Source organism: Shewanella sp. 1180_01 (assembly GCF_052850535.1).
In genome coordinates this window covers 32,652-59,234 of the sequence record NZ_VXCT01000032.1, presented here as the reverse complement: position 1 = coordinate 59,234, position 26,583 = coordinate 32,652, and the positions used below count along the sequence as shown (strand labels likewise).

Sequence of the window (26,583 nt, the reverse complement as noted above, 5' to 3'; positions counted from 1 at the left end):
TGGTTGCGGGAGCAGGATTTGAACCTACGACCTTCGGGTTATGAGCCCGACGAGCTACCATGCTGCTCCATCCCGCGTCCGTCTTCAAAGCGGGGCAGACTATAACGGCAGTGCCCTTGCAATGCAAGGACGAAGATTGAAAAAGGTGGTGAACGCTTAAATATAAAGCGGGATGAGCGGCATTCATACGATTTACACATAAGTTGGGGTTTTTTCGTCGATTATCTTAGGCCAAGACAGCGACTAAATGGGGCTTTGGCTAATAACTGTTTATCTTTTATGTATCCGAGCAGGTATAATGTCGCTTTGATTTTGACTGCGTACTGATTATCCCATGCTTAATTTTTTTGCCGCCGCCCCTAAGGGCTTTGAATATAGCTTAGCCCAAGAGCTGACAGAATTTGGTGCGACTGAAGTAAAAGAGAGTGTTGCTGGTGTGTATTTCACGGCTTCCTTAGCTTTAGCGTATCGCATTACTTTATGGACACGCTTAGCCAGCCGCATTGTGTTGGTTATCTATAAAGGAAGCTGCGAGTCGGCAGAACAACTCTATAATGCAGCTTATTGTGTTGATTGGCCGGCACACTTTTCCAATAAAAGCACTTTTAGTATCGATTTTCATGGTACGGGTGGTTTTCTTAATAATACCCAGTTTGGCGCCTTGAAGATTAAGGATGCGATTGTCGATCGTTTCCGCGACGATGATATTGAGCGTCCGAATGTGTCTCGCGTTGATGCTGAGTTTAAAGTCGATGCGCATTTCCGTAATGGCGTGATCACGATTGCGATGAACTTCTCGGGTCCATCGCTTCATCAACGTGGCTATCGTTCGACCACAGGTGAAGCGCCATTGAAGGAAAACTTAGCCGCCAACATGCTCGTACGCAGTGGCTGGCAAGCGGCGCCTTCGACCTTGCTCGATCCTTTCTGTGGTAGTGGTACAGTGCTGATTGAAGCGGCGTTAATGGCAGCCGATATTGCCCCTGGTCTGCAACGTAGCCGTTTTGGTTTTGAACATTGGCGTCGCCATGATAAAGCCGTGTGGCAAGAAATCGTTGAAGAAGCGAAAGCGCGTGCTTCATTAGGCGTGAAACGTTGCGAGATTAAATTCTACGGTTCTGATATCGATTCGCGCTTAGTCGCGTTGGCGAAACGTAATGCCGAAAATGCCGGTGTACTTGAGTTAATCGAGTTTCAAGTTGCAGATGCTTTAACGATAGCGCCGCCTGCGGAAAGTGGCTATTTGATCACTAACCCACCTTATGGTGAGCGTTTAGGCAATGTGTCTGAGTTATTGCAGCTTTACTATCAGCTGGGCGACAAGTTTAAGAAAGAGTTTGGCGGCTGGAAAGTGGCCATGCTGTGTAGTGATATCGAACTGGTGTCATCGCTAAAGCTTAAAGCCGATAAACAAATGAAGATGTTTAACGGCGCGCTTGAATGTGCTTTTAACATCTATACTTTACATGCCAACAGTACTCGCCGTGATACGCCAGTGCTACCAGATGGCGTCGACATTGCCGATATTGCCCCAGCTTTTGCTAACCGCATTAAGAAGAATGCCAAGTTATTAGAGAAATGGGCGAAGAAAGAAGGCATCGACAGCTATCGTATTTACGATGCCGACATTCCTGAATATAACGTCGCAGTAGATAAGTATTTAGATTACGTGATTATTCAAGAGTATATGGCGCCAGCGACCATACCTGAAGCCGTGACTAAGCGCCGTTTAAGCGATGTGTTATTAGCACTGCCATCGGCCATTGGCATCAATCCTAACAAGATGATCATGAAGACCCGTGAGCGTCAAAAGGGCACGAGTCAATATCAAAAACTGGATGAGCGCAAGTTAGAGCTTATCACTACCGAATATGGCGCTAAGTTCAAGTTGAACTTAACCGGTTATTTGGATACAGGTTTGTTCCTCGATCACAGATTGACACGTCGTTTAGTCGGTCAAAAATCTAAAGGTCGCCGGGTACTGAACTTGTTCTCTTACACAGGTTCTGCTTCTGTGCATGCAGCGCTTGGTGGTGCTAAGTCGGTGACGACGGTAGATATGTCCAATACCTATATCGCTTGGGCGAAAGACAACTTTGCGCTCAATGGCTTGCAAGGTAAGCAGTATGAGTTTGTTCAATCTGACTGCATGCAGTGGATTAGAGATTGTAACGAACAGTACGATCTGATCTTTATCGATCCGCCGACCTTCTCAAACTCTAAGCGCATGGAAGATTCGTTTGATGTGCAACGGGATCATGTGAATTTACTGTCATCCTTAGTGAAACTGCTCAGCCCAACGGGCGAGCTAGTGTTCTCTAACAATAAACGTAAGTTTAAGATGGACATAGAGACGCTGACAAAGATGAACATTAATGTGACAAACATTGATGACGTGACTTTGCCTATGGACTACAAACGTAATCCACATATCCATAATACTTGGCTTATCACCCATGCCTGAGTTGACTCAAGCAGAGCGGGATAACAGGACTTATCTGCTATATCACACCGAGGGCTGCCATCTGTGTGAACTGGCCGCGGCGTTACTGGCCGCGGCCGATATTGGCTATCGGGCCATAGATATATGTGACGATGAATACCTCGCGCAGCGTTATGGCGTATCGATCCCTGTGCTTAAAGCCTGGGATGATAGAGAATTACATTGGCCATTTAACGCAACGCAATTACAAGAGTTTACAGGAGCTTAGTTTGAGTCTGGTTCGTATCAATAGTGGCTCTTTAGCCTATGGTTACACTCCGTTGTTACAAAAAGCGGATTTTACTATTCAACGCGGCGAGCGCGTGTGTATTGTTGGCCGTAACGGTGCCGGCAAGTCGAGTTTATTAAAAGTGTTATCCGGCGATGTGCTGCTGGATGAAGGCGAGTTCAACATTGCCGGTAATGTGAGTGTTAGTCGTTTACAGCAAGATCCGCCAAAAGCTGAGCAAGGCACGGTATACGCGTATATCGCGGCAGGATTGAAGGAAGTGGGTGAGGCGCTTGAGCGTTATCATCAACTGTCCCACGATGTCGCCCATGCCGATCCAGAACAAATGGATCGTATGTTAAATGAGATGCAAGGTCTGCAAGAAACCTTAGATCACTATAATGGTTGGCAACTCGATTCTCGCATTCAACAAAACTGCGAGTTGTTAGGCCTCGACCCTGACAAATCGTTGAGCGAGTTATCCGGTGGTTGGCAGCGTAAAGTGGCGTTAGCCAGAGCACTGGTCAGCGAGCCAGATCTGTTGTTACTTGATGAGCCTACCAACCATTTAGACATAGACACGATTGAATGGCTTGAAAAGTTTTTACTCGATTATCAAGGTGCTATCGTCTTTATCAGTCACGATAGGGGCTTTATTGCCCGTATGGCGACGCGGATTGTCGATTTAGACCGTGGTGTTGTGACCTCATGGCCGGGCAACTATCAAATGTATCTTGATGGTAAGCAAGAATGGCTGCGCGTTGAAGCTGAGAAAAATGCCTTGTTTGACAAGCGTCTCGCCGATGAAGAAGTGTGGATCCGTCAAGGCGTTAAAGCCAGACGTACCCGTAATGAAGGCAGAGTGCGCGCACTTAAAGCGCTTCGTGATGAGCGCAGTGAACGTTTGAATCGTCAAGGCAACGCTAAGATGGCGGTATCGGATACCGAACGTTCTGGTAAGTTAGTATTTGATGTTCAAGATCTTAACTTCAATCTGCCCGATAAAAATCTGGTTAAGAACTTTAATACCACAGTGATCCGCGGTGACCGCATTGCGCTGATTGGCCCGAACGGCTGTGGTAAATCGACCTTGATCAAACTATTAATCGAAAAGCTACAACCGCAATCGGGCGAAATTAAAGTCGGCACTAAGCTCGAAATTGCTTATTTCGACCAATATCGTGAAGCCTTAGATCCTGAGCAAACGGTTGAAGATAACGTCGGCGAAGGTAAAAAGACCATCACGATTAATGGCCAAGACCGCCACATATTAAGTTATTTGCAAGACTTTTTGTTCTCGCCTATGCGCGCCAGAACACCAGTGAAAGCGCTGTCGGGTGGTGAAAAAAACCGTCTGTTACTGGCTAAGCTCTTAATTCGCCCTGCAAACTTAATCATACTCGACGAACCGACCAACGATCTTGATATTGAGACCCTAGAATTGTTAGAGTCGCTGCTAACTGAATATCAAGGCACGCTTTTGTTGGTGAGCCATGATAGGGCATTTATCGATAATACCGTCACCAGTAGTTGGTGGTATGCGGGTAATGGCCATTGGAGCGAATATGTTGGTGGTTATCAAGACGCAGTGAATCAGGGGGCAAAGTTTTATTCTGAGGAACCTAGTTCGCAAAAGGCGGTCGAAGCTCCAGCGGTTGAAACGAAAGCCGTTGAAGTTAAGGCTGCAGAACCTGCGAAAGCGGTAAAAAAGCTGTCTTATAAGTTACAGCGTGAGTTAGAGTCGTTACCCACTGTGATGGAGCAATTAGAGGCCGATATTCTTGCATTGCAGACCACCATTGGGCATTCAGACTTTTATAGTCAGGCGCAGGATAAAGTCAATCAGGTATTGAGCCAGTTGGCGGACAAAGAAAAGCAATTGGAAGTTTGCTTCGAGCGATGGGAAGAGCTTGAGTCACTGAAGTAAACCAATAATAAAAATGGGAATAGAATTAATGAAGTTACAGTTGGATAAAGCCCTTTCCTTGGTTGCCTTAGGTGTCCTTGGTGTATTAAACAGTGCCCATGCTGCACCTGTCTATGAAATTGATAATATCGATAAGGTTGTTGAAGTTGATGCCGACGGTCAGATTAAGGTTACAAAGTTTGACCTTAAGGGGAAGCTTGATGGCACTCGTAGCGGCTATGCCTTAGGTGTGAATGCCAATGATGAATTAGTCGGTATTTCAAAAGGTAAGAAAAAACTCAGCAGCTCAGATGTTGAAGGCGGCGTGATTGATGTTGCTGATGGTATCGCGCCAGAAGAAACCATTACGTATTCGATAGATAAACCCATCATTGCCAATAACTTTGCTTTTGTTGCTAAGCACAACGATGCATCTAAGCCTTGGCTCCCCACTTTTGACAGCATTAATGGCACGACAGATCCAAGCAATACCGAGGTGATTAATTCAGTTGATACCTTTTATTACGGTATTAACGATGCCGGTATTAAAGTGGGCAGCATGACAGCACCTGAAAAGAAAACAGAGAATAAATCTACTGCTAATGTAGCCGATAATTATTGGTATTACCGCGACTATGAGTTCCGCGGTGTGGTAAAAAATGGCGACACTCAAATTGATTTACCACCGCCATATCATACATTTGTCAATCCTGATACCACTAACGTCATAAAAGAGGTTAAGTTAGGTGGATGGTCCGCAGCAACAGCCATTAATAACAATAATTTAGTAGCGGGTTATGCCAGTACTGATATCAGTAAATATGGTAGTGATAGAGTTAATTATTGTTTAGGTACGGATAATACTTTGCCGTTAGATGTTTGCGTACAACGTGAGCAATACCCCAATAGTACTGGTACACGTAATATTCAGTATCAGACTCGTGCCTATGCATGGCAAATCGACAACGATGTTGCTACAGGCACTGAGCTACCTCTGGGGCTAACGCCTGCGACTGACAATACCTTGACTTTTACCGCTCAAGCACTGGGTTTGAATGATAATGGCGTCGTTGTGGGTCGTTCACATGTTTATCGTGGTGGCAATAGCAAAGCTTTAGCCCAAGATGCAGCTTATTGGGCTAAAGATAATGAAGGTAAATACCAATACCACTGGATCCCTATGGGAGATTCGGTTTCAAGCTCTATCGCCTATGACATCAATGCCAGTGGTATAGTTGTTGGTAGTTATCGCAGCTATATCCAAGGCTATTTACGCGATAAGTTCTTTTATTTCGATACGAATCAAGCTGATGCAACAGTAGTGACCCCGAATGATTTTGCTGCTTCTACAACGGATCTTTCCAGTAAACCTAAGAGTATCAATAATAAAGGCCAAGTTGTTGGTTATATTGAAACTACTTATGACAAAGAAAAACCACGTCCTAAAGCGGGTTTCCTGTATGAGAAATCAACCGGTGAGTTTAACAATCTTAATAAGTTGCTGACCTGTGAGTCTAAGGGATATGGAAAAGCTAGCGATGGTAGCTGGGCACGTCATCAAGTCGAAGTGCGTGACGGTTCGGGTAAAACCTTCACGTATAATGCCGATATTATCGTGGTCGAAGGGACGAGTATTAATGAAGAGGGCACTATTGTAGGGACAGCATACATTCGTAAGCCTTCCTTACAACTTGATAGTGCTGGTAATATTATTGTTGGCGAAAATGGTGAAGCGTTATTTGAGCTTAATGGTAATGGTGATCCAGTGACAGCTTTTGTCCCGCGTATGGTCGTTCTAAAGCCTGCTAGCAGTGGAGAGGCTTGCACCGTTGAGGACAATACTGATACGGGTAATTATGAGCGTCAAGGTGCTGCAACCTTAGCTTGGTTATTTGCTTTACCATTAGTGTGGTTCCGTCGTCGAATTCGCTAAGTTTTAAGCTTGAATTCAGACTAAAAAAATCGAGGCTAAATGCCTCGATTTTTTTTCGCTAGGATCTCAATAGTTTAATAAATAGTCAGTATAATAGCCGATTTTTTGATTGATCTTGGTGTCAAAAAGCACTATTTCTATGGGTGAAGCTTTTGCTTCTATTTTATGTAGAACAGAGGACGCTTGCATGAAAAGACAAAAACGAGATCGTTTAGACAGAGCTTTTTCAAAAGGATTCCAAGCTGGTGTGGGTGGGCGCTCTAAGGAGCTCTGTCCTTATGCAAATCTTGATTCGCGATCGCAGTGGTTAGGCGGTTGGCGTGAAGGTGTGGATGGCCGAGTTAATGGGCTATTTAATAAATAATTGAGTTTTAACTCATTAATTAAATAGCCCAGAACAAGCAAAGTAATGCAGCATATTGCCCTCAGATGAGGGCATTTTTATATCTGCAGTACTTATAGCTTCAGTGTCTTGGCATCAGACGGATTAGAATGTAGAGGTATCGCTAAAGACACCGACTTTTAGATCGGTTGCACTGTAGATTTGACGGCCATCCACTTCTAGGATTGCATCGGCAATACCCATCACCAGTTTACGGTGAATGGTACGCTTGATATTGAGCTTGTAAGTGACTTTCTTCGCGCCTGGTAATACTTGGCCGGTAAACTTCACTTCACCTACACCCAGTGCACGTCCTTTACCTTCAGCGCCTTCCCAGCCTAAATAGAAGCCCACGAGTTGCCACATGGCATCTAGGCCTAAACAGCCTGGCATTACGGGATCGGTAATGAAGTGGCAGTCAAAAAACCATAAGTCTGGATTAATATCGAGTTCAGCGACAATTTCACCTTTGCCAAACTCGCCGCCATTATCATTGATAGTGACGATTCTATCCATCATCAGCATGTTATCGACAGGCAGACGAGGTGAGTTTGGACCAAATAATTTCCCATGGCCACAGGCGATGAGTTCTTCTTTATTGAAACTGTTTGCTTTATTCATTGTTTTACTACTCCAGCAATAAGAGCCGCCAAGGTTAGCGAACACGTGTAAGCTAAACAACTCCGATCAGCTAATTAGCGGCGAAAAAATCCCAATTTTGCGAGTAATCTCGTGATTAGGCCGATTTCCTCCTCCCCATTTCCCGCGAGCTTGTCTAATCGTTCCTGTACGAGACCATATAGCGAATCATGTGGGAAATCATTATCTTCATCGGCAACACCCGCTGGCATTTGCATTAATAGCTCAACCGCTTGGTCCATATGCTCAATGGCATAGATGTGAAACAGACCTTTGCCTACAGCTGTAATCACTTTGGAATTGAGATTAAGCTGTAATACGTTCGACTTCGGCATAATAACGCCTTGTTCTCCCGTAAGTCCGCGACGTTCACACAGATTAAAAAAGCCTTCAATCTTCTCGTTGATGCCGCCAATCGCTTGCACATTACCAAATTGATCCAATGCGCCGGTAATCGCCAGTGATTGAATAATGGGTTGTTCGGCAATCGCTGACATCAAACAGCAGTACTCTGCGAGTGATGCACTATCGCCATCAATTTCTTGATAGGACTGTTCGAAAACGATATTGGCATTCAGGTGTAATGGCGCATCTCGTCCAAAGATACGGTACAAACAGGCAGAAAGGATCATCATGCCTTTGGCATGTATATTCCCGCCAAGTTCAGATTTTCTTTCAATATCGGCTACTTCACCATCACCGTAGTGAACTGATGCCGTGATACGCGCTGGTTCACCATAGCTATAATCGATAGCATCAATCACAGTTAAGCCATTGATCTGGCCAACCATAGCACCCGAAGTTGGCAGATTTATGAAATTGTCATCGAAGCTCTGGCCCGAATATTCTTCCGAACTGTTATGACGATAGTTGGCTTGGGTTAACGCGTGCTCAATACTGCTTGCATTGATGCTCGGTTTACCACGATAGGCTTTAGCTTGCATCATGAGTTGGGCGAACTCGAGCATAGATAAACTGAGGCGACGCTGATGTTCGGTTAACCGTGCACTATAGCGAAAGAGTGGCGCTAAACTGGATTGTTCAAGGGTGACATCCACACTTTGGGCAACTGCTTGCAGCCATGCGACGTATTGTGACTCTTTATAACGGACCAAGTCGATTTCACTGGCAAGTTCCGCTAATAGGGTAAAGTGACGTTGAAATTGCCAATCTTCAGTTCTGACTTGGCTATAAATCATCCCAGCACCAACCAGTACTATCTTACAGTTCAATGGAATAGGACTTAAGTTATTGCTAATTTGATACTCTTTATGGGTGAGGATTTGCATCACTAAATCCCATAAACCTTCACGTTTCCACAGCGACTCGGCGCAAATAAACACATAATGGCATTGGGCTAGGGCACCAGCTTGATACTGACTCGTTGTCCCTGTTTGCGCCATACGGCCAATTAAATCTGCGCGGCGAATATTGCCACTGAGGTAGCGATAGTGAGTTGTTTTTTCGGCAATACTTCCTTGATTTTCCTGCGGCTTATCGGACTGCCACTGAAATGTTACCACCTTATCAATCGGACGTGTCGCCACTAAATACGCAGGGGACAAAGGTGCAAGGCTATCGATACAGGCTTGGATCATTAACTGGCGGTCAATGCTCGGGAAATCGGCCAGATACAAGTGTTGATCGACAATAGCTTGGTGGAGTTTAAACGCGTCCACAGTGCGCTCTTGCCCTAAGAGCAATGCGCTTAGATTGGCAGCCGTTTCGGAAAGGGTTGGCAGGCTAAATTCAGGTGCGAGTGAAGACGTGGGTATCAAGAGTGAATTCATATAAGCATTTACCGTGAAAAGTTACAGTGATTTTACCATACCAAGACGACAAGTCTCTCACTGTATAGGTGTTTTTACGTCTGTTTGCCCGATTATTCATTGAAACTAGCGATGTATTTGCCGTAAAAAACATTGTGGTGAACATAAGTTGAGCATTTGGCTCAATAATTAAAAATTGAGGTTTACAAGCTAGCGGTATGCTTATATTATTTTCGGCGTTCGGAGGGGTGGCAGAGTGGTTTAATGCACCGGTCTTGAAAACCGGCGTGGGTTTATAGCCCACCCAGGGTTCAAATCCCTGCTCCTCCGCCATACTTAGTCAAAATGCCGCTAAGCAATTAGCAGCGTTTTGCATTTATACAGTTTGACCCCTTGGGTTCCTGATTTTAAGCGCAGCTCCTGCGCGATATTCACGAGAAAGGCCATCAGCAATGATGGCCTTTTTTGTTTGTATAATTTAAACCAAGGTTCCTCATTCTAAGCTCAGCTCCTCCGCCATATTTAGTCAAAAGGCAGCTAAGCAATTAGTGGTATTTTGCATTTATACAGTTTGAACCCTTGGGTTCCTAATTTTAGGCGCAGCTCCTGCGCCATATTTTACGAGAAAGGCCATCAGCAATGATGGCCTTTTTTGTTTGTATGATTTGAACCAAGGTTCCTCATTCTAAGCTCAGCTCCTCCCTCATATTTAGTCAAAATGCCGCTAAGCAATTAGCGGCATTTTGCATTTATACAGTTTGAACCCTTGGGTTCCTAATTTGAAGCGCAGCTCCTGCGCCATATTTTACGAGAAAGGCCATCAGCAATGATGGCTTTTTTGTTTGTATAATTTGAACCAAGGTTCCTCATTCTAAGCTCAGCTCCTCCGTCATATTTAGTCAAAAAGCCGCTAAGCAATTAGCGGCCTTTTGTATTTATAGAGTTTGAACCCTTGGGTTTCTGATTCGAGGCACGGCTCATCCGCGATTTTCACGAGAAAGGCCATCAGCAATGATGGCCTTTTTTGTTTATATAATTTGAACCAAGGTTCCTCATTCTAAGTTCTACTTCTGTGAAGCAGAGATGGTCTTTTATGTCCGCTCTTCTTGTTTATGGTCTACACTCATCTCTGTGGCCAAGTTTATGGTTTTTATGGTCTTTAAAATTTGCACTAGGATGGTGCGACGTATGATTTTCGATTGTCTTGGATCATACGGCCGAGCAATTCTCCCATCTGGGTGACTTATTTTAAGTAGAGAAAGCTATGTTGTTACCAACACGTATTTCGCAGCGGCTCACTATGGGCAGCATAGTGCTGCTTTTACTGACCGGACTTGCCGTTTTTGGTGTGATGTCACTTAGGGGGCAACCTCGAGTAGTGGCGGCGAGTCAAGAGTTAATCGAGCAAACCGGTAGCAGTATCGTGAGGCAACTCGCGCTCAAGCTTGCAAGCATTGAGGGCATTACCTTAAGCCTTGCACACCTCGCAGAAGTGTTACCCCACGAGCAAGCTCTTTACCTTAATTCCTTACCCAATCTAATTGATAATAATGGCGATCTCACTATCGCTGGCGGCGGGATCTGGCCTGAGCCGGATAAATTTGTCGCTGGAAGCACCCGCCATAGTTTTTTCTGGGCCCGTGGTAGCGATAATTTGCTGGCTTATTCAGATGACTATAATGCGCAATCTGGCCCTGGCTATCACAATGATCCTTGGTATACAGGGGCACGCACCAGTTCTGTATCCCAATGTTTATGGTCTGAAGCCTATCAGGATACCGTTACAAAAGTGGCGATGGTGACATGCAGTGTGCCATATCGTCTGACGGGGACATTTGCCGGGGTCGCAACAATAGATTTGAAACTTGATGATTTAGCAAAATTTCTAACAGAACATGGCAATGTAACTGACGGCTATGCTTTCGCTTTAGATCAAGTGGGTAATATCTTACATTTTCCTGAAGCGAATAAGTCCGACACTATGCTGCGCTTCACGGATCTCGTCGGGCAGTTACCTTGGCTTGCCCCCGTTGAAGCTGCGCTTAAACAAACCTCAATTAATAACGTTATTTCAGTGAGTTTAGATAAGGATGGAAGACTCAATCAGGCGAGCGAAGTAAGCCTTTTTGTGATGCCTGATACCGGATGGGTGATTGGTCTTGTGACGCCAAAGACCCGAGTCACAGGGCTTGCCCGTGAGCTGACCTTTGATATTTTGTTGTTTTTATTGCCCTTGCTCGCCATTTTACTTTATTTGGCTTGGTTGTCGGGTAAAAAACTGTTGGCGCAACTTGAGGAAACCACAGATCAAATTGCTTCCCTTGGGAGCGGTAATTTGGGCGCCAATGTCGAGCTGCAAATTCAGCGGGATGATGAAATTGGCGCTTTGCGTCGAGCTGTAAATACCTATGCGGGTACACTGAGGGCAATGCTCGATTTGATCACCCAAGAGGCGAAGAAAGTTCAGTTTGAGGCAACGCAATTAAGTGGTCTTAGCCATAGGTTAGCCCAACGTGCTGAACAACAGCGGCTCGAGAGTGCGCAACTCGCCGCGGCGATAACACAAATGTCTTCAAGCGCGATGGAAGTGGCAAATAACACTAATGATTGTGCTTCAACAGCGCAATCTTCTTTAATTGTGGTGCGAGAAGGGCAAACCCGAGTGGCATCCAGCAATGCTTCCATTGAGGCATTAGCGGGGGAAATCGCCAATGCAACCAAGGTGATATCCCAGTTGGCTCAAGATAGCCAGAAAGTGGGCGCCGTATTGGATGTGATCAAGGCGATTTCTGAGCAAACTAATCTATTAGCGTTAAATGCGGCTATAGAAGCAGCAAGGGCGGGGGATCAGGGTCGTGGTTTTGCGGTTGTTGCCGATGAAGTACGAACTCTTGCAGGGCGAACTCAAGATTCCGCCAATGAAATCAGTACCATGATTAACGCTTTGCAATCGGCTTCGCGGCTGGCGGTACAAGCGATGCAAACAGGTGAGTCCCGCACTGTCCACGCAGTTGCTGAGGCTGAGGGAGCGGCCAGTTCTTTATCGAGTACTGTACAAAGTTTCGATGATATTTCGCAGCGAGCTCAGCAAATTGCTTTAGCCGCTCAGCAACAAAGCCAAGTGACTCAGGAGATCAATGAGTTGGCGGTGCGGATTAATAGTATCAGCGAAGATAACTCTCTCGATGCGACCGCGCTCGATGCGTTAAGCCTTGAGATGCAAAAATTATCCGACCGTTTAATCAACATCAATCGAGCTTAATCCTAATATGCTTATTAATAGTGGGTTGTGGGTCACCATGAAGTGGCGCTTCAACCGACAAGGGATTCCAAGATAGGTTGAATTTCGCGATATTTTTAAGCGGATTGAATGTAGATTGACCATGTAGATTGCTTTTTTAAATTAAGGGTTTACAGCGGAGTAGGAGATAGCTATTATCTCGCTCGTTCGGAGGGGTGGCAGAGTGGTTTAATGCACCGGTCTTGAAAACCGGCGTGGGTTTATAGCCCACCTAGGGTTCAAATCCCTACTCCTCCGCCATATTTAGTCAAAAAAGCCGCTAATTTGTTAGCTGCTTTTTTGCATTTTGCATTTTGCATTTTGAACCCTTGGCTCCTTATTCGAGGCACAACTCCTCTGCCATATTTCACGGAAAAGCCATCTGCAATGATGGCCTTTTCCGTTTATGCAGTTGTCACCTTGGGCTTCTCGTCCCAACACTTCATTTTTAACGCTATTCAGCGACTCATAAATTATTTACCTATTTACCTATGCATTTAAGTTAGTTGATCCAGAACTCATCAGTATGTCTTTTTGACGTGTGCTGACTGGATTTTACTTATCGCGGGTATATCCTTCCTGAGAGTGCTTTGTTGTTGATTGACTTCAATCTGCTGCTTTACTTATAAGGCAGTGTGATTGAGCAAAATATAAAGCTTGATGTGAGTCGTCGTTTATCCATTCGAGTCAGTTGGCAAGTTGATTAAGCCCTTTACTGTTTAACTGCTTTTGACCTAAGTGAATATGAAATAGTCAATTAACACGATTAAGCATAAATTTAAGTTTACAGTGGCAGTAGAGATCGCTATTATCTCGCTCGTTCGGAGGGGTGGCAGAGTGGTTTAATGCACCGGTCTTGAAAACCGGCGTGGGTTTATAGCCCACCTAGGGTTCAAATCCCTACTCCTCCGCCATATTTAGTCAAAAACGCCGCTAATTTATTAGCGGCGTTTTTGCATTTGTGCAGTTTGAACCCTAGGTTCCTGATTCGAGGCACAACTCCTCCGCCATATTTCACGGAAAAGCCATATGCATCGATGGCTTTTTTGCTTATTTTCAAGAAATGACAGTTTATTTGCTAAATACTTTACTATCCATTCAATAAGGGTTTTAGGCTGATAATGCTTGGGTTATTGCTTCGTTTTTAAACGCTTTTTATGAGTATGCTATTCTGGAATCCTTCCTTTAAATATCATCTAGTTAACAATGTTGAATTTATGCTTTGCGAAATGGGGTTGTTGGGCTAAATTAGCCTTATGAACTCGTTATCCGTCTGCTGTGTTGCTTTGTTTAACGCGCGGATCGAGCTGTAAATTGTAAAAGGTGGGTTAAGTTGATTTCGATATATTTGGTTGACGATCATGAGCTTGTGAGAACTGGGATCCGCCGCATCTTGGAAGATGAACGTGGGATCAAAGTGGTGGGCGAAGCCCCTGATGGTGAGACTGCGGTGCAGTGGGCTCGCCAGAACGAAGCCGATGTGATCTTAATGGACATGAATATGCCTGGGATGGGCGGACTGGAGGCCACTCGAAAAATTCTGCGTTATCAACCCCATGCTAAAATAATTGTGTTGACTGTGCACACGGAAGATCCATTCCCGAGCAAGGTCATGCAGGCTGGCGCTTCGGGTTATTTGACGAAAGGGGCGACGCCGCCGGAAGTATTGCAGGCGATACGTCAGGTTTCTCGCGGCCAGCGTTATTTATCCCCTGAAATTGCCCAACAGATGGCGCTGAGTCAGTTTAATCCCGCCGATGAAAACCCGTTTAAGTCTTTGTCTGAACGTGAGTTACAGATCATGTTGATGATCACCAACGGCGAGAAGGTGAACGATATTTCTGAGCAGCTGAACTTAAGCCCTAAAACCGTTAACAGCTACCGTTACCGCCTATTTGCCAAACTGGGGATCAGTGGTGATGTAGAGCTAACGCGGTTAGCTATTCGCTATAAAATGTTGGATGCTGGCCATTTTTAATAGTAAGTGAATTTCGTTGGTCGATGGCTTGAGTCGAGTGAGTTCGTGGGTTAAATGTTGCCATGTTGTCTGTGTTAAGTCTGCAAAACTGTGGGTGTAAATGATGTCGAATGAATTTAACGCCCAAAGTTTTTTACGTACGGTTTCATCTTCCGCTGGGGTTTATCGCATGTATGACGTCAAGAATGACGTCATTTATGTGGGTAAAGCCAAAGATCTCAAAAAACGGCTTACCTCGTATTTTCGTAAAAACCTCGCTAATGTTAAGACCCAAGCCTTAGTCTCGCATATACACCATATTGATGTGACGCTGACCCACAGCGAAACCGATGCTCTGTTGCTTGAGAATGATTACATCAAGCAATACATGCCTAAATACAATGTGTTATTGCGTGATGACAAATCTTATCCTTACATACTGTTAAGCCAGCACGAACACCCAAGGCTTGCTTATCATCGTGGTCCGCAGCGGGAAAAAGGCCACTATTTTGGCCCTTATCCTAACGGCGGCGCCGTGCGTGAAAGCCTGCATTTAATGCAGAAGCTGTTTCCAATTCGTCAATGCGACGACCTTTACTACAAGTCTCGCTCACGCCCCTGTTTGCAATATCAACTTTCCCGTTGCAGCGCGCCCTGTGTGGGTAAAGTCAGCAACGCTGATTACGACGAGCAAGTGAAACTTGCCAGCCTGTTTTTAAAGGGCAAAGATCAGCAAGTGATCAGCGCCTTGGTTGACAAAATGGAGCTTGCGGCCGAGCAACAAGCCTATGAGCAAGCTGCACGATTTCGCGATCAGATCATGGCGCTGCGTAAAGTCGCCGAACAACAGGAAGTATCGAATAATAAAGGCGATATGGATGTCATCGGTGTGCATTATTCGTCGGGCATCGCCTGTTTCCATTTGCTGTTTATCCGCGAGGGTAAAATTTTTGGTAGTCGCAGCTATTATCCTTCTGTGCCGGCCCAAACCGATATGGACGAAGTGCTGCGCTCTTTCATCCTGCAGTTTTATTTAAATGCGGATATTCAACGCTCCATCCCAAAGGAAGTGGTGATTAGCCACAACTTTGAAGAATTACATGAACTCGAAGCGGCAATTTCTGAGGCGTTAGATAAAAAGTTTTCGATTAAGACCAATGTACGCGCCGACAGGGCAAGTTTCTTACGGTTAGCCGTGACCAATGCGACGAATGCCGTGGTTACGCGCTTGTCCCATAAAAATACGGTCGAGCAGCGTTTTGTATTACTCGAAGAAATCCTTGAATTGAGTACGCCTATTCAACGGATGGAATGTTTTGATATCAGTCATACCATGGGGGAGAGCACAGTTGCCTCCTGTGTGGTATTCAATCGGGAAGGGCCGCATAAAGGTGAATATCGTCGCTATAATATCAAGGGAATTACACCGGGCGATGATTACGCGGCAATGAAGCAAGCGGTGAGTCGACGCTTCGATAAGATTGAGGCGGGCGGTAAAATCCCTGACATTCTGTTTATCGATGGTGGACTTGGGCAGTTGCGTATCGCCCAGAAGATAGTGGATGAAAAGTTTGTCCATTTAGATAAAGCACCGCAGCTCATTGGGGTGGCGAAAGGCGAGGGCCGTAAACCTGGGCTCGAAACCTTAATTTTAGGGGATACAGAAACTAGCTTTTCCCTCGAAGGTGATTCGCCTGCGTTGCACCTTATTCAACATATTCGCGATGAGTCCCATCGATTCGCGATAACAGGCCATCGTAATCGTCGCCAGAAAACCCGCAATACTTCCACATTGGAATCTATTCCAGGAATTGGCCCTAAACGCCGTAAAGCTTTGTTACAGCATTTAGGTGGGTTGCAAGAAGTGAAAGGGGCAAGTGTGGCGGAATTAGTCAAAGTACCAGGGATCAGCATAGAAATGGCACAAACCATTCATGATGCATTGCGAGGGTGATAAAATTAAGGCAAGATTGGCGCTGCTTTTGACTAACTGGTTTGATCATGCCGTTTAACTTACCTATAGCATTAACTCTTTTCAGGCTTTTTTTACTGCCCATCTTTGTGGTGCTGTTTTATTTACCCTACGACTGGACCCCTTTTGTTGCCGCCTTTACCTTTTGGCTCGCGGCGTTAACGGATGCATTAGATGGTTATGCTGCCCGTAAATTGAAGCAATTAACCCGTTTTGGTGCTTTCCTCGATCCAGTCGCTGACAAGTTGATGGTGATCACAGCCTTAGTGCTGTTAGTCGATCAATACGCCAATATCTGGCTGACGATGCCAGCTCTGTTTATGATAGGTCGCGAGATTGTCATTTCAGCGTTGAGAGAATGGATGGCTGAAATTGGTAAACGTGGCACTGTCGCCGTGTCTTGGATTGGTAAATATAAGACTGCCGCGCAAATGGTGGCGATTATTGGCCTGATTTGGCAATACAATCCTTTAATGACCAATGCCGCGTTTGTGCTGTTATATATCGCTGCAGTATTAACTTTTTGGTCAATGATGAGTTACATTTTAGCCGCTTGGAAAGATCTGACTGCTGAATAGTGCAATAAAAAATCAAAGAGATTATTTAGTGTGCAAGCAGTAAGTTATCGATAAAACAGCGGTTGACACTGGGTGGTAAATCGGTAGAATGCCACCCCGTAGACAAGAGACGATGTGAAAACAAAATCTTAACGCTACTGAATATTGAAATGTGATATTCGCTCAGTTGATAAGGTTAAATACGATACCTTACTTACTTGAGTAAATAGTAAAACAAAATGCGACATTAGCTCAGTTGGTAGAGCGATACCTTGCCAAGGTATAGGTCATCGGTTCGAACCCGATATGTCGCTCCAATATTCTTGAAGTCTGATTCTGGTTAATCCGAGTTAGCAACTATGGCGCGATGGCAGAATGGCTATGCTGCGGATTGCAAATCCGTCGATCTCGGTTCGACTCCGGGTCGCGCCTCCATAGATTAACGTATTAATGACACGATTCCCGTCGTTAATATAAAGAGTTTGCCCGAGTGGTGGAATCGGTAGACACAAGGGATTTAAAATCCCTCGCTGGTAACAGCGTGCCAGTTCAAGTCTGGCCTCGGGTACCATTATTTTTGATGATAATGGTAAAAATAAAATCCTAAGCTTCAATAGGTTTTTATTAAAGATTTGATTGTTGTATTAAGCGTTAGCGACATAGAGTTAATAATATTTTTGACATGATTCCCGTCATTGATATTCAGAGTTTGCCCGAGTGGTGGAATCGGTAGACACAAGGGATTTAAAATCCCTCGCTGGTAACAGCGTGCCAGTTCAAGTCTGGCCTCGGGTACCAAAAAAAGAAAAAGCCTCAACGAAAGTTGAGGCTTTTTTGCATTTGGATTCCCACATTTAGTCAGTATTGTTCGCGAGAGGTTTAAGGCCAAACTTGACTGACACGCTTGGCGTGCCGCTTTCGATATAAGAAATAGTCATCGATGTGGTGGACTATTATCGCTTGCTTTAGTCAGCAGGACTTCATGCTGCGATGCTCGTCAGGGGAGTGCTGAAAACCATTGCATCACGTAACAGCGGTACGTTTGAAGCTGATAGCATCAGCTTGAATCAAGCCAGTAGCTATGCTGATTTAACTCTTCTTGTGCAGAGAAGTCAGAGCGATAAGGCGTGAGATTATTTCGGCTGAAACGCAGGTTGTGAGTTTTTTTCCTTGGTTTAACCTATTTATGCTTGAGATAAACCTAGAAATAGAAAACCTATCAATAAAAATCTATCAATAACATCTATCGATAAAATCCTAGGCATAAAAAAGCGCCAGTAAAGACTGACGCTTTTATTAACCTTACCTTTTTATTAACGCTATAGGGTCGGTTTATGCTCGCTAAGCAAGGGAACTAATTAAGCTCTATTGCCAATCGTCGCTATTCCAGCGATATAACCAAGTTGCTGCTAGGGGTTTATCGTCTTTCTTCAACTGTAATCTCAGTTCAGCTACATTGGTGCTTTCTGGTTCGAAGCTGACAAATACCCGTGCACCATTGATGTCAGGGTGGGCAACAATCCGAGTTGACAGTATTTTTCCTTTGTTGATGCTGGCATCGATACTAATTTTATCAATATCTTGTGGCTTGATATTACTAAAGTCGACGAGTAACTCTTTACCCTTGCTGAGCACTTGCCCCTTCGAACTGCGGACCACTCGTGCCTTTGACGCGATTGAAGGGCTGTCGTTTGACGCCGTCATACGATAGGAATATTTATAGGGTTGGTCTTTCTTCAGGCCGCCTTGAGGCTCCCAATAGGCGACTATGTTGTCGTTGGTTTCAGCACTCGATGGGATTTCAATCAACACCAGCTGACCCTTGCCCCAATCATTAAGTGGCTCAATCCACGCTGAAGGGCGAAGTTGATAGTTTGCACTCAGATCTTGATAGTCTTCAAACTTACGATGGCGCTGGATCAGACCAAAACCTTTAATATCTTCATCGGCAAAGGCGCTGACTTGCAGTTTGTTGGGATTGTTTAATGGGCGCCATAGACGTTCGCCATTGCCGCGATCGATTTGCAAGCCGTCTGAGTTGTGTACTTCAGGGCGGTAATCGGGTTTATCCGAGTTATCTAATCCACCAAACAGGAACATAGAGGTCAGCGGTGCAAGGCCAACATGTTGAATATCTTTGCGTGGGAACAGAGTTACATCCACTTCGACACGTGATGGTGCGCCAGGGTAAATACCAAAACGATAGGCCCCCGTGACACTTTGGCTGTCGAGCAGGGCATGCACCACAATCGCCGTTTGGTATTTGGATGGTCGTTCAACCCAAAAGCGCTTAAACAATGGATATTCTTCGCCTTTAGGTTGGGCGACATCTATTGCTAAACCGCGATTCGACAGGCCATAGGTTTGGCCTTTAGACAGTACGCGAAAATAGCTCGCGCCTTGGAACATGATGAATTCATCTTTCATTTCATCGTCATTGATGGGGTAATGCAAACGCACGCCAGCATATTGACCTAATTGGGTGATGAGTTTTTCAATGGCGTCACTGGGCACATCGAACGAGGCCTCAGTGAGCTCTATCGGTATCGCTTTGCTGTTTTCGACCACGTCGATATCGACAAGGTTTTTATAGAGAAAACCCGGAGCAAAAAGCTGTACCGAAAATTTAGTGGGTGTACCGCCCCAAATCGCGGCATTTTCTTGATAATTGATTTTGCCATAGGTGGCAAAATCAAGATCGATCAGCTCTTTAGGCGCTTTCTTGGCTTCTTTAAATGGTTTTTGCGACAGCTGTTGCGCGATTTCGACTACAGTATCGTGGGTAAAATTTTTAGATTTTTTTTCTGGGGCAGGCGCAGGTGCTGCGGTTGTCTCTGCCGCTGCGGCATTGACGTTATTCATGCCGACGACGTAGACGATGGCGGTCAAGATGAAAAAAGGTAGTTTTTTGAGTAATGCCGGATAACCGGTAGGGTAATTCATCGTATGATTCATTCGCAAAATGGAAACTCCTTACTAAAATGACGCTGATTCATAGGCACAATATATGCTTCAGTCTATCTAATCCCTAAATATTAATAACTTGTCTGCTACAAAATCCTCAGTTGTGGGATCTGACTCGCTGAGGTGAGCGGTAATTTTACCTGTGTAGCAGGATATTTGTAACATAAATTATGATTTGCGCTATTTAGGTGCTGCTCTGGATACTTTGCTACATGGTTTAGCCATTAATAACAGTAATTGCGAATGTGCTCGGCGGTAGTAATAGTCAGTGGTAGTAACACCTAGTAATTGCTCAGTGGTAGTAATAGCTCAGTGGTAATAAAGAGTGTGGTGAAAACGCGCTTGGCTAAGTTAACTTAGCACTGATTCAATCGAGTGGCGTTGCTACAGAGCCGAGGCACCGTTAACGTTAGGATTTGAAGAAAACAGACAAGCGCATTAGGGCTCAAGCGATAGGACTAGATAAATAACTGAGGCTCACCGTTTTTCCTGTGAGCCTATTTAGATGCGCTATGCGGCTGCTAGCTTGAATATTAGGACTTGAGTAAATTAGGCCTTGAGTAAGTGCGACAGATCGCTGCCCACAGGGATAGGGATTTCTTGCTGTTCTCCGCAGAACAAATACGCAGGTTGGTCACCTAAGAGTGAGAGTTTGTCTCCTTGACGCCACAGGGCTGAGCCTTCAACTATGCCGACCACTGGGGTTAATGGGTCGACTTTAGTGAACTCTAATAACCGCTGGGCACGGGTTTCACCGTTGTGGCCCGGTGCTTGGTAATTGGAATAATGCGGATTGAGCTGGAACGGCACTAAGTTTAATGCCTTGAACGACGGCGGCTCGATGATGGGCATATCGTTCGTGGTGCGAATGCTCAGTCCCGATACGTTAGAGCCCGCACTCCAGCCGATATAAGGTTTACCAAGGGCGACTTGCTCACCAATCAGCGTTACCAGATCATAGCGATATAGTTGGTGCAATAAATGAAAAGTGTTGCCGCCACCGATTAAAATACCGTCGGCATCTTTAATCGCTTGTTGTGGATCGGGATGCTGGTGAATGCCACTGATATCGAGTTCAAGCTCACTTAACCCTGTCACCACAGACGCCAAATAAGTGTCATAACTCATGCTGACGCCAGCATAGGGAATAAAAATCCATTTCTGCGCTTTGGCGGTAAGCGGTTTAATAAAAGGGATCGCGTGGGCAAGGTAAGGTGTATCACCGACACGAGAGCTGCTCAGTAGTAGGGCATTGATTGTCATTTTATATCCTGAAATCTCGGAATGTGCTGGCATGTTAACAAAGATTAATCCCGATAAACATAGAGAAATAAAGCAGAATTGCGCTGTAGCACTGATAGCCGCTAGATTTAAGTTTCGATTAATATACTGTCCCTAGACTCTCGATCCATGAAAGACAGTGCCTATATACGAGAAAGATAACCTAATTTAAAAACTCTTTTCTTTTACCACTTGAATTTCGATGATTTGGACATATTATGTCTTTGAGCAAAGTTAAATGGCACATTCTTGCCCTAAAGGAGCTGAAATGAAGCGTATATTTTTATTGATTGCGACTAACCTAGCTGTGTTGCTAGTAGCCTCAATTGTTATGTCTATTCTAGGCGTGAACACGTCTACTATGGGTGGACTGCTGGTGTTCGCTGCCATTTTGGGATTCGGTGGGGCCTTTATCAGCTTAGCCATTTCAAAATGGATGGCGAAAAAGACCATGGGTTGTGAAGTGATTACCACCCCACGTGACAGTACTGAACGTTGGTTAGTAGAGACGGTTGCCCGTCAAGCTAAACAAGCGGGAATTAAAATGCCAGAAGTGGCGATTTATCAATCACCCGACATGAACGCGTTCGCTACAGGCCCAAGCAAAGACAATTCATTAGTGGCTGTGAGTACGGGTCTGTTATATGGCATGAGCCAAGATGAAATCGAAGGCGTATTGGCCCACGAAGTGAGCCACGTTGCTAACGGTGACATGGTGACCTTGACACTGATCCAAGGGGTAGTTAACACCTTCGTGATCTTCGCGGCTCGTGTGGTTGCTGGCATTATTAACAACTTTGTGTCGAGCAATGATGAAGAAGGCGAAGGTTTAGGCATGTTCGCTTACATGGCCGTGGTTTTCGTGCTGGATATGTTATTTGGTATCTTGGCTTCAATCATCGTCGCTTACTTCTCACGTATTCGTGAGTACAAAGCCGATGAAGGCGCGGCCCGTTTAGCGGGTAAAGGCAAGATGATTGCTGCGCTTGAGCGTTTACGCCAAGGTCCAGAAAGCACGGCAATGCCTGCACAAATGTCTGCCTTTGGTATTAACGGCAAACGTTCAATGGCGGAAATGATGATGAGTCATCCTCCATTAGAAAAACGTATTGCAGCGTTAAGAGCAAGCTAATAAAGAGAGAGTTAGGTTTAAGTTTTAAGCCTCACTTGAGATTAGATCTATGACTCTCAATATCGGGCTCAAACTTTGGTTTGAGCCCGATTTTTTATGCCTGCAGCAAATTGTGTTGCGCGGTTGCCGCAAGAGCGCGATAGACCAGTGTCGTTTGCTTCGCCTTAATATTCCAATGCTGCCAAAACAGTGGCACACGCATGCGCCGCTCTGGCGTGAGCTCAATCAGTATTCCTTGATCGATTAATGGCTTAGCTTGCAGATGACCGACGAGTCCATAACCTAAGCTTAAGTTAATCGCTTCTAAAAAACTTTCTGAAGAGGGGATTGTATGTTGCCACCATTGCCCTGGCGTCATATTGAAATATTGGGCGAGAAACTTCTCGTGCAGCTTATCTTTGGTGGAGAACACCACTGCTGGCGCCTTTGCTAACTGAGCTTGGCTAATGCCGTTAAACAGCTGAGTGTTGCTAAGTGACTGAGTGTCGCTCGGCTCACCAAAATAGCGCGCGGCAAATTCGGGCGTGGCGACACTCAGGTATTCCATGGTGCCTAAAAACTCACTGCTGCAACCCGCCATCGGCACTTCGGTGGTGGTGACGCAGCCGACCGCTTCACCGTTTTTCAATAGATGATGGGTGTAAGACTCGTCATCGACAATCAACTCTAATAACCAAGCGTGGCGGCTGAACATGCCTGCCAGCGCAGGTAAAAACCAAGTGGCTAAACTGTCGGCATTCACAGCGATGCGTACTGTGGTTGGATGGTTGGGATCGTCGGCGTCCATCTCGGCTCTTAATTCACTCTCAAGTAATTGAACCTGTGAATAGTGGCGCAGCAGGCGTTTGCCTGTGGGGGTGGCGACCACGGGATTGGAGCGAATAAGTAATGACTGACCGACTTTTTCCTCAAGCTGCCGAATGCGTTGCGATACCGCCGACTGGGTGATGTGCAGCACTTTAGCGGCGCGATCGAAACCGCCTTCCGAGACGACAACGGCGAGGGCTTTGAGATTGGCGTATTCCAGCATAGTCATCCTTAATCGATGTATGTTTGGTGGTTATTAATTTTACTTATGATACATAAAAAACATTAGTTATATTAATTTTGTTGTTTTGACTATGCTAGCGCCTTCTTCGAACATGAGAGGTGGTTATGCAAGCGGCATTTATACAAGGTATGGGAATTGGTGGCAGTTTGATTATTGCTGTGGGCGCGCAAAATGCCTTTGTGCTCAAGCAAGGCATTAAGCGCTCGTACCCGTTACCGATTGCCTTGCTCTGCTCTATCATTGATGCGCTGATGATCACTGCGGGTGTGGCGGGGCTAGGGCACATCATTGAATCTTTCCCGACCATTAAGCATGTGGCGAGTTTCGGTGGCGCCGCGTTTCTACTCTGGTATGGCGCGAATGCGCTCAAGGCATCATTTGTGGCCAAGGGCATTGAGATGGAGCAGGCTGATAGTGCCGATACCTTCAAAAAGGCCGTGTTGACTACGCTTGGGATCAGTCTGCTTAATCCGCATTTGTACCTCGACACTGTGGTGCTGCTCGGCAGTATTAGCACTCAATTTGATGATTTACATCGGCCTTGGTTTGGCGCGGGTGCTGTACTGGCATCGTTTATTTGGTTCTTCGGCTTAAGTTTTGGTGCGCGTTTGCTGGCGCCCATTTTTACTCGCCCAGCGGCATGGCGTTATCTTGACCGTTTTATTTGGTTAACTATGTGGAGTATTGCCGCCGCGATTATTTGGCCCTATGTGGCAGGATAAACCGACGTTGTGATGCCATAGAATACGGGCTAGCTGAATGCTTTTGCGGTTTTTTTGCTCGGTTAGATCGTATCTTGTGATATGAAAGTGAAAATTTTTCATGAAAAAGGTCCTGATTTCAGGACCTTTTCGTTATCGATTGCCGATTATTTATTCAACCTTTTGACATCAACCCACGACATTTACACTTTTGTGCTGATTAAATCAGCAGCTTGAAGCCTTGTATTCGTCGCCATATCTGTCATTAACCTGCGATTTGCGCGAGTACGACTTCATGGTGATCTTTGGTTTTAAACTTATCGAATACGTGGGCGATAGTGCCGTCGGTATTGATAAGGAAGCTTAATCTGTGGATGCCATCATAGGTTTTACCCATGAATTTCTTTTCGCCCCAGACCCCAAACGCGTCGGCGACACTGTGGTCTTCATCGCTCAGTAAAGTGAAGTTGAGTGCTTGTTTTTCAGCAAATTTGGCCAGTTTAGCCACAGGATCTGGGCTAATGCCAAATACTGTCACATTATGGCTATCGAGCGCCGCTTTGCTGTCACGTAGACCGCAGGCTTGCACTGTGCAACCCGGCGTCGCTGCTTTAGGGTAAAAGTATACTAAAACAGGACCTTGCTTAAGGCTGTCGGCCAGTGAAACTGACGTGCCATGTTGATCCTGCAGGGTAAATTGAGGCGCTTTTGCCCCAGCCGTTAAGGTATTCATCTATTATCCTCTGTCCTCTAAAATGGCTGTGCCTTCCATACGACGAATAGTGCAATCTAAGGTCATATCTTGGGCGAGTTGATAGATACTCTGTTCGAGCTTTTCTAGTTCAACTTTTTCAGGAATATTAATGGTCAGCGACACGTTTTGCGTCTGCTCACTGTCAGGTAATTCTTCGGAGAAAGAGCGCACTGCAGCCAGATCTAATGACCTGTCGGCAAGGAACTGGGTAATGCGTTTAATCGTGCCACGCTGGTCTTTACCCGTGAAGCGAACTTCAAGGCGAGAAAGGTAATTTTGTGGTGTGTGTTTAGAGGTACGTTTCATCACTGTCATCAGTTCTAACTCGACACAGAGACTGGGGAGCATGCTTTCAATTTTCGTTATTGATGCCCACGAGCCTGACAACATCATGATAAGGGTAAATTCGTTACCAAATAATGCCATACGGCTGTCGACGATATCGCAGTCACAGTCACTGGCAAGACGAGCTAGTTTACTTACGAGTCCAGGACGGTCGAGACCCATCGCTGTTACGACCAGGAAATTGGTCATGAATTTTCCTCACTTTTTCGATATCATAGAGCGAAAACTCAGGGGTGAAGCTGAGTTTTTGTGCGGGATGTAATGCTACCATAACTAATTCAATTTGAGAGCCCCGTTAATGCTTGTCATTAGTGGTTGGCATCAGTACCATAGCGAATCCTGAAATCTTGGGGAAAGTCAGATGATAAACGGAAGCATCGTAGCCTTAATCACGCCAATGAACAGTGATGGCTCAGTAGATTTTGCAAGTCTTGAAAGGTTAGTCGAATTCCATATTGACCAAGGCACAGATGCCATTGTGGCCGTTGGTACTACTGGCGAGTCAGCGACTCTGCCTATGTCTGAGCATGTAACGGTCGTTTCACAAACCGTTAAATTTGCTGCGGGCCGCGTTCCTGTCATTGGTGGCAATGGTGCCAATGCCACATCTGAAGCCGTTGAGCTCACCAAGTCCTTATCTAAGGTGGGTGTTGCCGCTATGCTTGGCGTAACGCCATATTATAATAAGCCAACTCCTAAGGGATTGATTGCGCATTATAAAGCCGTGGCTGCCAGCACAGATATACCACAAATTCTTTATAATGTCCCTGGCCGTACTGCCGTTGATATGTTGCCAGAAACCGTTGCCGAGTTAGTCAACGTGAGCAACATTATTGGCGTAAAAGAAGCGACCGGTGACTTATCCCGTGTAAAACGTCTGCGCGAACTGTGCGGCGACGATTTCCTCTTGTATAGCGGCGATGATGCCACTGCCAGAGAGTTCTTACTCTTAGGCGGCAATGGTGTCATTTCAGTGGCGAACAACATAGTGCCACAAGCCTTTAAAGCTATGTGTGATGCGGCGCTTGCCGGCAATGCTGAGCTTGCGCTGAGCATAGACACACCACTGCGCGGTTTATACAGCACACTATTTTGTGAAGCCAATCCTATCCCAGTAAAATGGGCTGCCCATCGCATGGGTTTGATTGAATGTGGCCATATTCGTTTACCTTTGACTGAACTTTCTGAGCAATGTCATGGTCTGTTGATAGAAGCAATGACTCGTGCCCAGATAGAGGTTAAATAATTA

Annotated in this window: 19 protein-coding genes and 8 tRNA genes; 19 read left to right on the top strand and 8 right to left on the bottom strand. The window is 45.4% G+C overall.

Going from position 1 to position 26,583, the window contains the following annotated elements:
* Positions 1–77, bottom strand: a tRNA-Met gene (locus tag FW758_RS16030).
* A 257-nt stretch (positions 78–334) separates the two neighbouring features.
* Between FW758_RS16030 and rlmKL the strand changes: the two genes are divergently transcribed.
* The 5 genes from rlmKL (at position 335) to rmf (ending at position 6,914) form a co-directional block, all read left to right on the top strand.
* The gene (gene rlmKL / locus FW758_RS16025; RefSeq protein WP_259482183.1) at positions 335–2,464 is read left to right on the top strand and encodes a bifunctional 23S rRNA (guanine(2069)-N(7))-methyltransferase RlmK/23S rRNA (guanine(2445)-N(2))-methyltransferase RlmL; all 2,130 of its coding nucleotides are present in this window, start codon (positions 335–337) and stop codon (positions 2,462–2,464) included.
* A complete protein-coding gene (locus tag FW758_RS16020; RefSeq protein ID WP_107947992.1) occupies positions 2,457–2,711 on the top strand; it encodes a glutaredoxin family protein in 255 nt (84 codons plus the stop codon). Before rlmKL ends, FW758_RS16020 begins: the two co-directional genes overlap by 8 nt.
* Position 2,712: 1 nt before the next feature.
* On the top strand, positions 2,713–4,638 hold the full coding sequence (locus tag FW758_RS16015; RefSeq protein WP_006082076.1) for an ABC transporter ATP-binding protein: 1,926 nt from the start codon (positions 2,713–2,715) through the stop codon (positions 4,636–4,638).
* Between the two features lie 28 nt (positions 4,639–4,666).
* The gene (locus FW758_RS16010) at positions 4,667–6,550 is read left to right on the top strand and encodes a DUF3466 family protein (protein ID WP_446445893.1); all 1,884 of its coding nucleotides are present in this window, start codon (positions 4,667–4,669) and stop codon (positions 6,548–6,550) included.
* 187 nt (positions 6,551–6,737) lie between these two features.
* Complete coding sequence (rmf, locus tag FW758_RS16005) at positions 6,738–6,914, top strand: ribosome modulation factor (protein ID WP_006082074.1); 177 nt, start codon at positions 6,738–6,740, stop codon at positions 6,912–6,914.
* A gap of 123 nt (positions 6,915–7,037) precedes the next feature.
* Here rmf and fabA read toward each other — a convergent pair whose 3' ends face one another.
* Positions 7,038–7,553 (bottom strand): bifunctional 3-hydroxydecanoyl-ACP dehydratase/trans-2-decenoyl-ACP isomerase, encoded by a 516-nt coding sequence (gene fabA / locus FW758_RS16000; RefSeq protein WP_006082073.1) that lies wholly within the window; start codon positions 7,551–7,553, stop codon positions 7,038–7,040.
* Between the two features lie 74 nt (positions 7,554–7,627).
* Positions 7,628–9,361: an AAA family ATPase gene (locus FW758_RS15995; RefSeq protein ID WP_446445892.1), complete on the bottom strand. Its 1,734-nt coding sequence runs from the start codon at positions 9,359–9,361 to the stop codon at positions 7,628–7,630.
* A 221-nt stretch (positions 9,362–9,582) separates the two neighbouring features.
* Here FW758_RS15995 and FW758_RS15990 point away from each other — a divergent pair.
* From FW758_RS15990 to FW758_RS15940, 11 genes are all read left to right on the top strand, one after another.
* A tRNA-Ser gene (locus tag FW758_RS15990) sits at positions 9,583–9,673 on the top strand.
* 931 nt (positions 9,674–10,604) lie between these two features.
* Positions 10,605–12,602, top strand: a complete 1,998-nt coding sequence (locus FW758_RS15985) for a methyl-accepting chemotaxis protein (protein ID WP_446445891.1) — start codon at positions 10,605–10,607, stop codon at positions 12,600–12,602.
* Positions 12,603–12,790: 188 nt separating this feature from the next.
* Positions 12,791–12,881: transfer RNA gene (locus FW758_RS15980), tRNA-Ser, on the top strand.
* A gap of 562 nt (positions 12,882–13,443) precedes the next feature.
* Positions 13,444–13,534, top strand: a tRNA-Ser gene (locus FW758_RS15975).
* Positions 13,535–13,953: 419 nt separating this feature from the next.
* Positions 13,954–14,598: a UvrY/SirA/GacA family response regulator transcription factor gene (uvrY, locus tag FW758_RS15970; protein WP_006082070.1), complete on the top strand. Its 645-nt coding sequence runs from the start codon at positions 13,954–13,956 to the stop codon at positions 14,596–14,598.
* A 103-nt stretch (positions 14,599–14,701) separates the two neighbouring features.
* Positions 14,702–16,531 carry an excinuclease ABC subunit UvrC gene (gene uvrC / locus FW758_RS15965; RefSeq protein ID WP_446445895.1) on the top strand — a complete coding sequence of 610 codons (1,830 nt, stop codon included), beginning with the start codon at positions 14,702–14,704 and terminating at the stop codon, positions 16,529–16,531.
* Positions 16,532–16,578: 47 nt separating this feature from the next.
* Positions 16,579–17,127, top strand: coding sequence for a CDP-diacylglycerol--glycerol-3-phosphate 3-phosphatidyltransferase (gene pgsA / locus FW758_RS15960; protein WP_006082068.1), 549 nt, complete (start codon positions 16,579–16,581; stop codon positions 17,125–17,127).
* 220 nt (positions 17,128–17,347) lie between these two features.
* A tRNA-Gly gene (locus FW758_RS15955) sits at positions 17,348–17,423 on the top strand.
* Positions 17,424–17,467: 44 nt separating this feature from the next.
* Positions 17,468–17,541 (top strand) — tRNA-Cys (locus FW758_RS15950).
* Between the two features lie 49 nt (positions 17,542–17,590).
* Positions 17,591–17,677 (top strand) — tRNA-Leu (locus tag FW758_RS15945).
* 140 nt (positions 17,678–17,817) lie between these two features.
* A tRNA-Leu gene (locus tag FW758_RS15940) sits at positions 17,818–17,904 on the top strand.
* A gap of 567 nt (positions 17,905–18,471) precedes the next feature.
* Here FW758_RS15940 and FW758_RS15935 read toward each other — a convergent pair.
* A complete protein-coding gene (locus FW758_RS15935) occupies positions 18,472–20,067 on the bottom strand; it encodes a glucan biosynthesis protein G (protein WP_446445890.1) in 1,596 nt (531 codons plus the stop codon).
* Positions 20,068–20,619: 552 nt separating this feature from the next.
* Positions 20,620–21,333 (bottom strand): dipeptidase PepE, encoded by a 714-nt coding sequence (gene pepE / locus FW758_RS15930; RefSeq protein ID WP_446445889.1) that lies wholly within the window; start codon positions 21,331–21,333, stop codon positions 20,620–20,622.
* A 286-nt stretch (positions 21,334–21,619) separates the two neighbouring features.
* Between pepE and htpX the strand changes: the two genes are divergently transcribed.
* A complete protein-coding gene (gene htpX / locus FW758_RS15925; protein WP_446445888.1) occupies positions 21,620–22,483 on the top strand; it encodes a protease HtpX in 864 nt (287 codons plus the stop codon).
* Between the two features lie 94 nt (positions 22,484–22,577).
* Here htpX and FW758_RS15920 read toward each other — a convergent pair whose 3' ends face one another.
* A complete protein-coding gene (locus FW758_RS15920) occupies positions 22,578–23,513 on the bottom strand; it encodes a LysR family transcriptional regulator ArgP (RefSeq protein ID WP_446445887.1) in 936 nt (311 codons plus the stop codon).
* A gap of 125 nt (positions 23,514–23,638) precedes the next feature.
* On the opposite strand from FW758_RS15920, the gene FW758_RS15915 reads away from it, so the two are divergent.
* The gene (locus tag FW758_RS15915; protein ID WP_106650801.1) at positions 23,639–24,256 is read left to right on the top strand and encodes a LysE/ArgO family amino acid transporter; all 618 of its coding nucleotides are present in this window, start codon (positions 23,639–23,641) and stop codon (positions 24,254–24,256) included.
* A 244-nt stretch (positions 24,257–24,500) separates the two neighbouring features.
* On the opposite strand, the gene bcp is transcribed toward FW758_RS15915, so the two are convergent.
* Positions 24,501–24,968, bottom strand: coding sequence for a thioredoxin-dependent thiol peroxidase (bcp, locus tag FW758_RS15910; RefSeq protein WP_006086208.1), 468 nt, complete (start codon positions 24,966–24,968; stop codon positions 24,501–24,503).
* A gap of 3 nt (positions 24,969–24,971) precedes the next feature.
* On the bottom strand, positions 24,972–25,523 hold the full coding sequence (locus FW758_RS15905; RefSeq protein WP_006082061.1) for a glycine cleavage system protein R: 552 nt from the start codon (positions 25,521–25,523) through the stop codon (positions 24,972–24,974).
* 172 nt (positions 25,524–25,695) lie between these two features.
* Between FW758_RS15905 and dapA the strand changes: the two genes are divergently transcribed.
* Positions 25,696–26,580 (top strand): 4-hydroxy-tetrahydrodipicolinate synthase, encoded by an 885-nt coding sequence (dapA, locus tag FW758_RS15900; RefSeq protein WP_107947968.1) that lies wholly within the window; start codon positions 25,696–25,698, stop codon positions 26,578–26,580.
* The last annotated feature ends 3 nt before the right edge of the window (positions 26,581–26,583 follow it).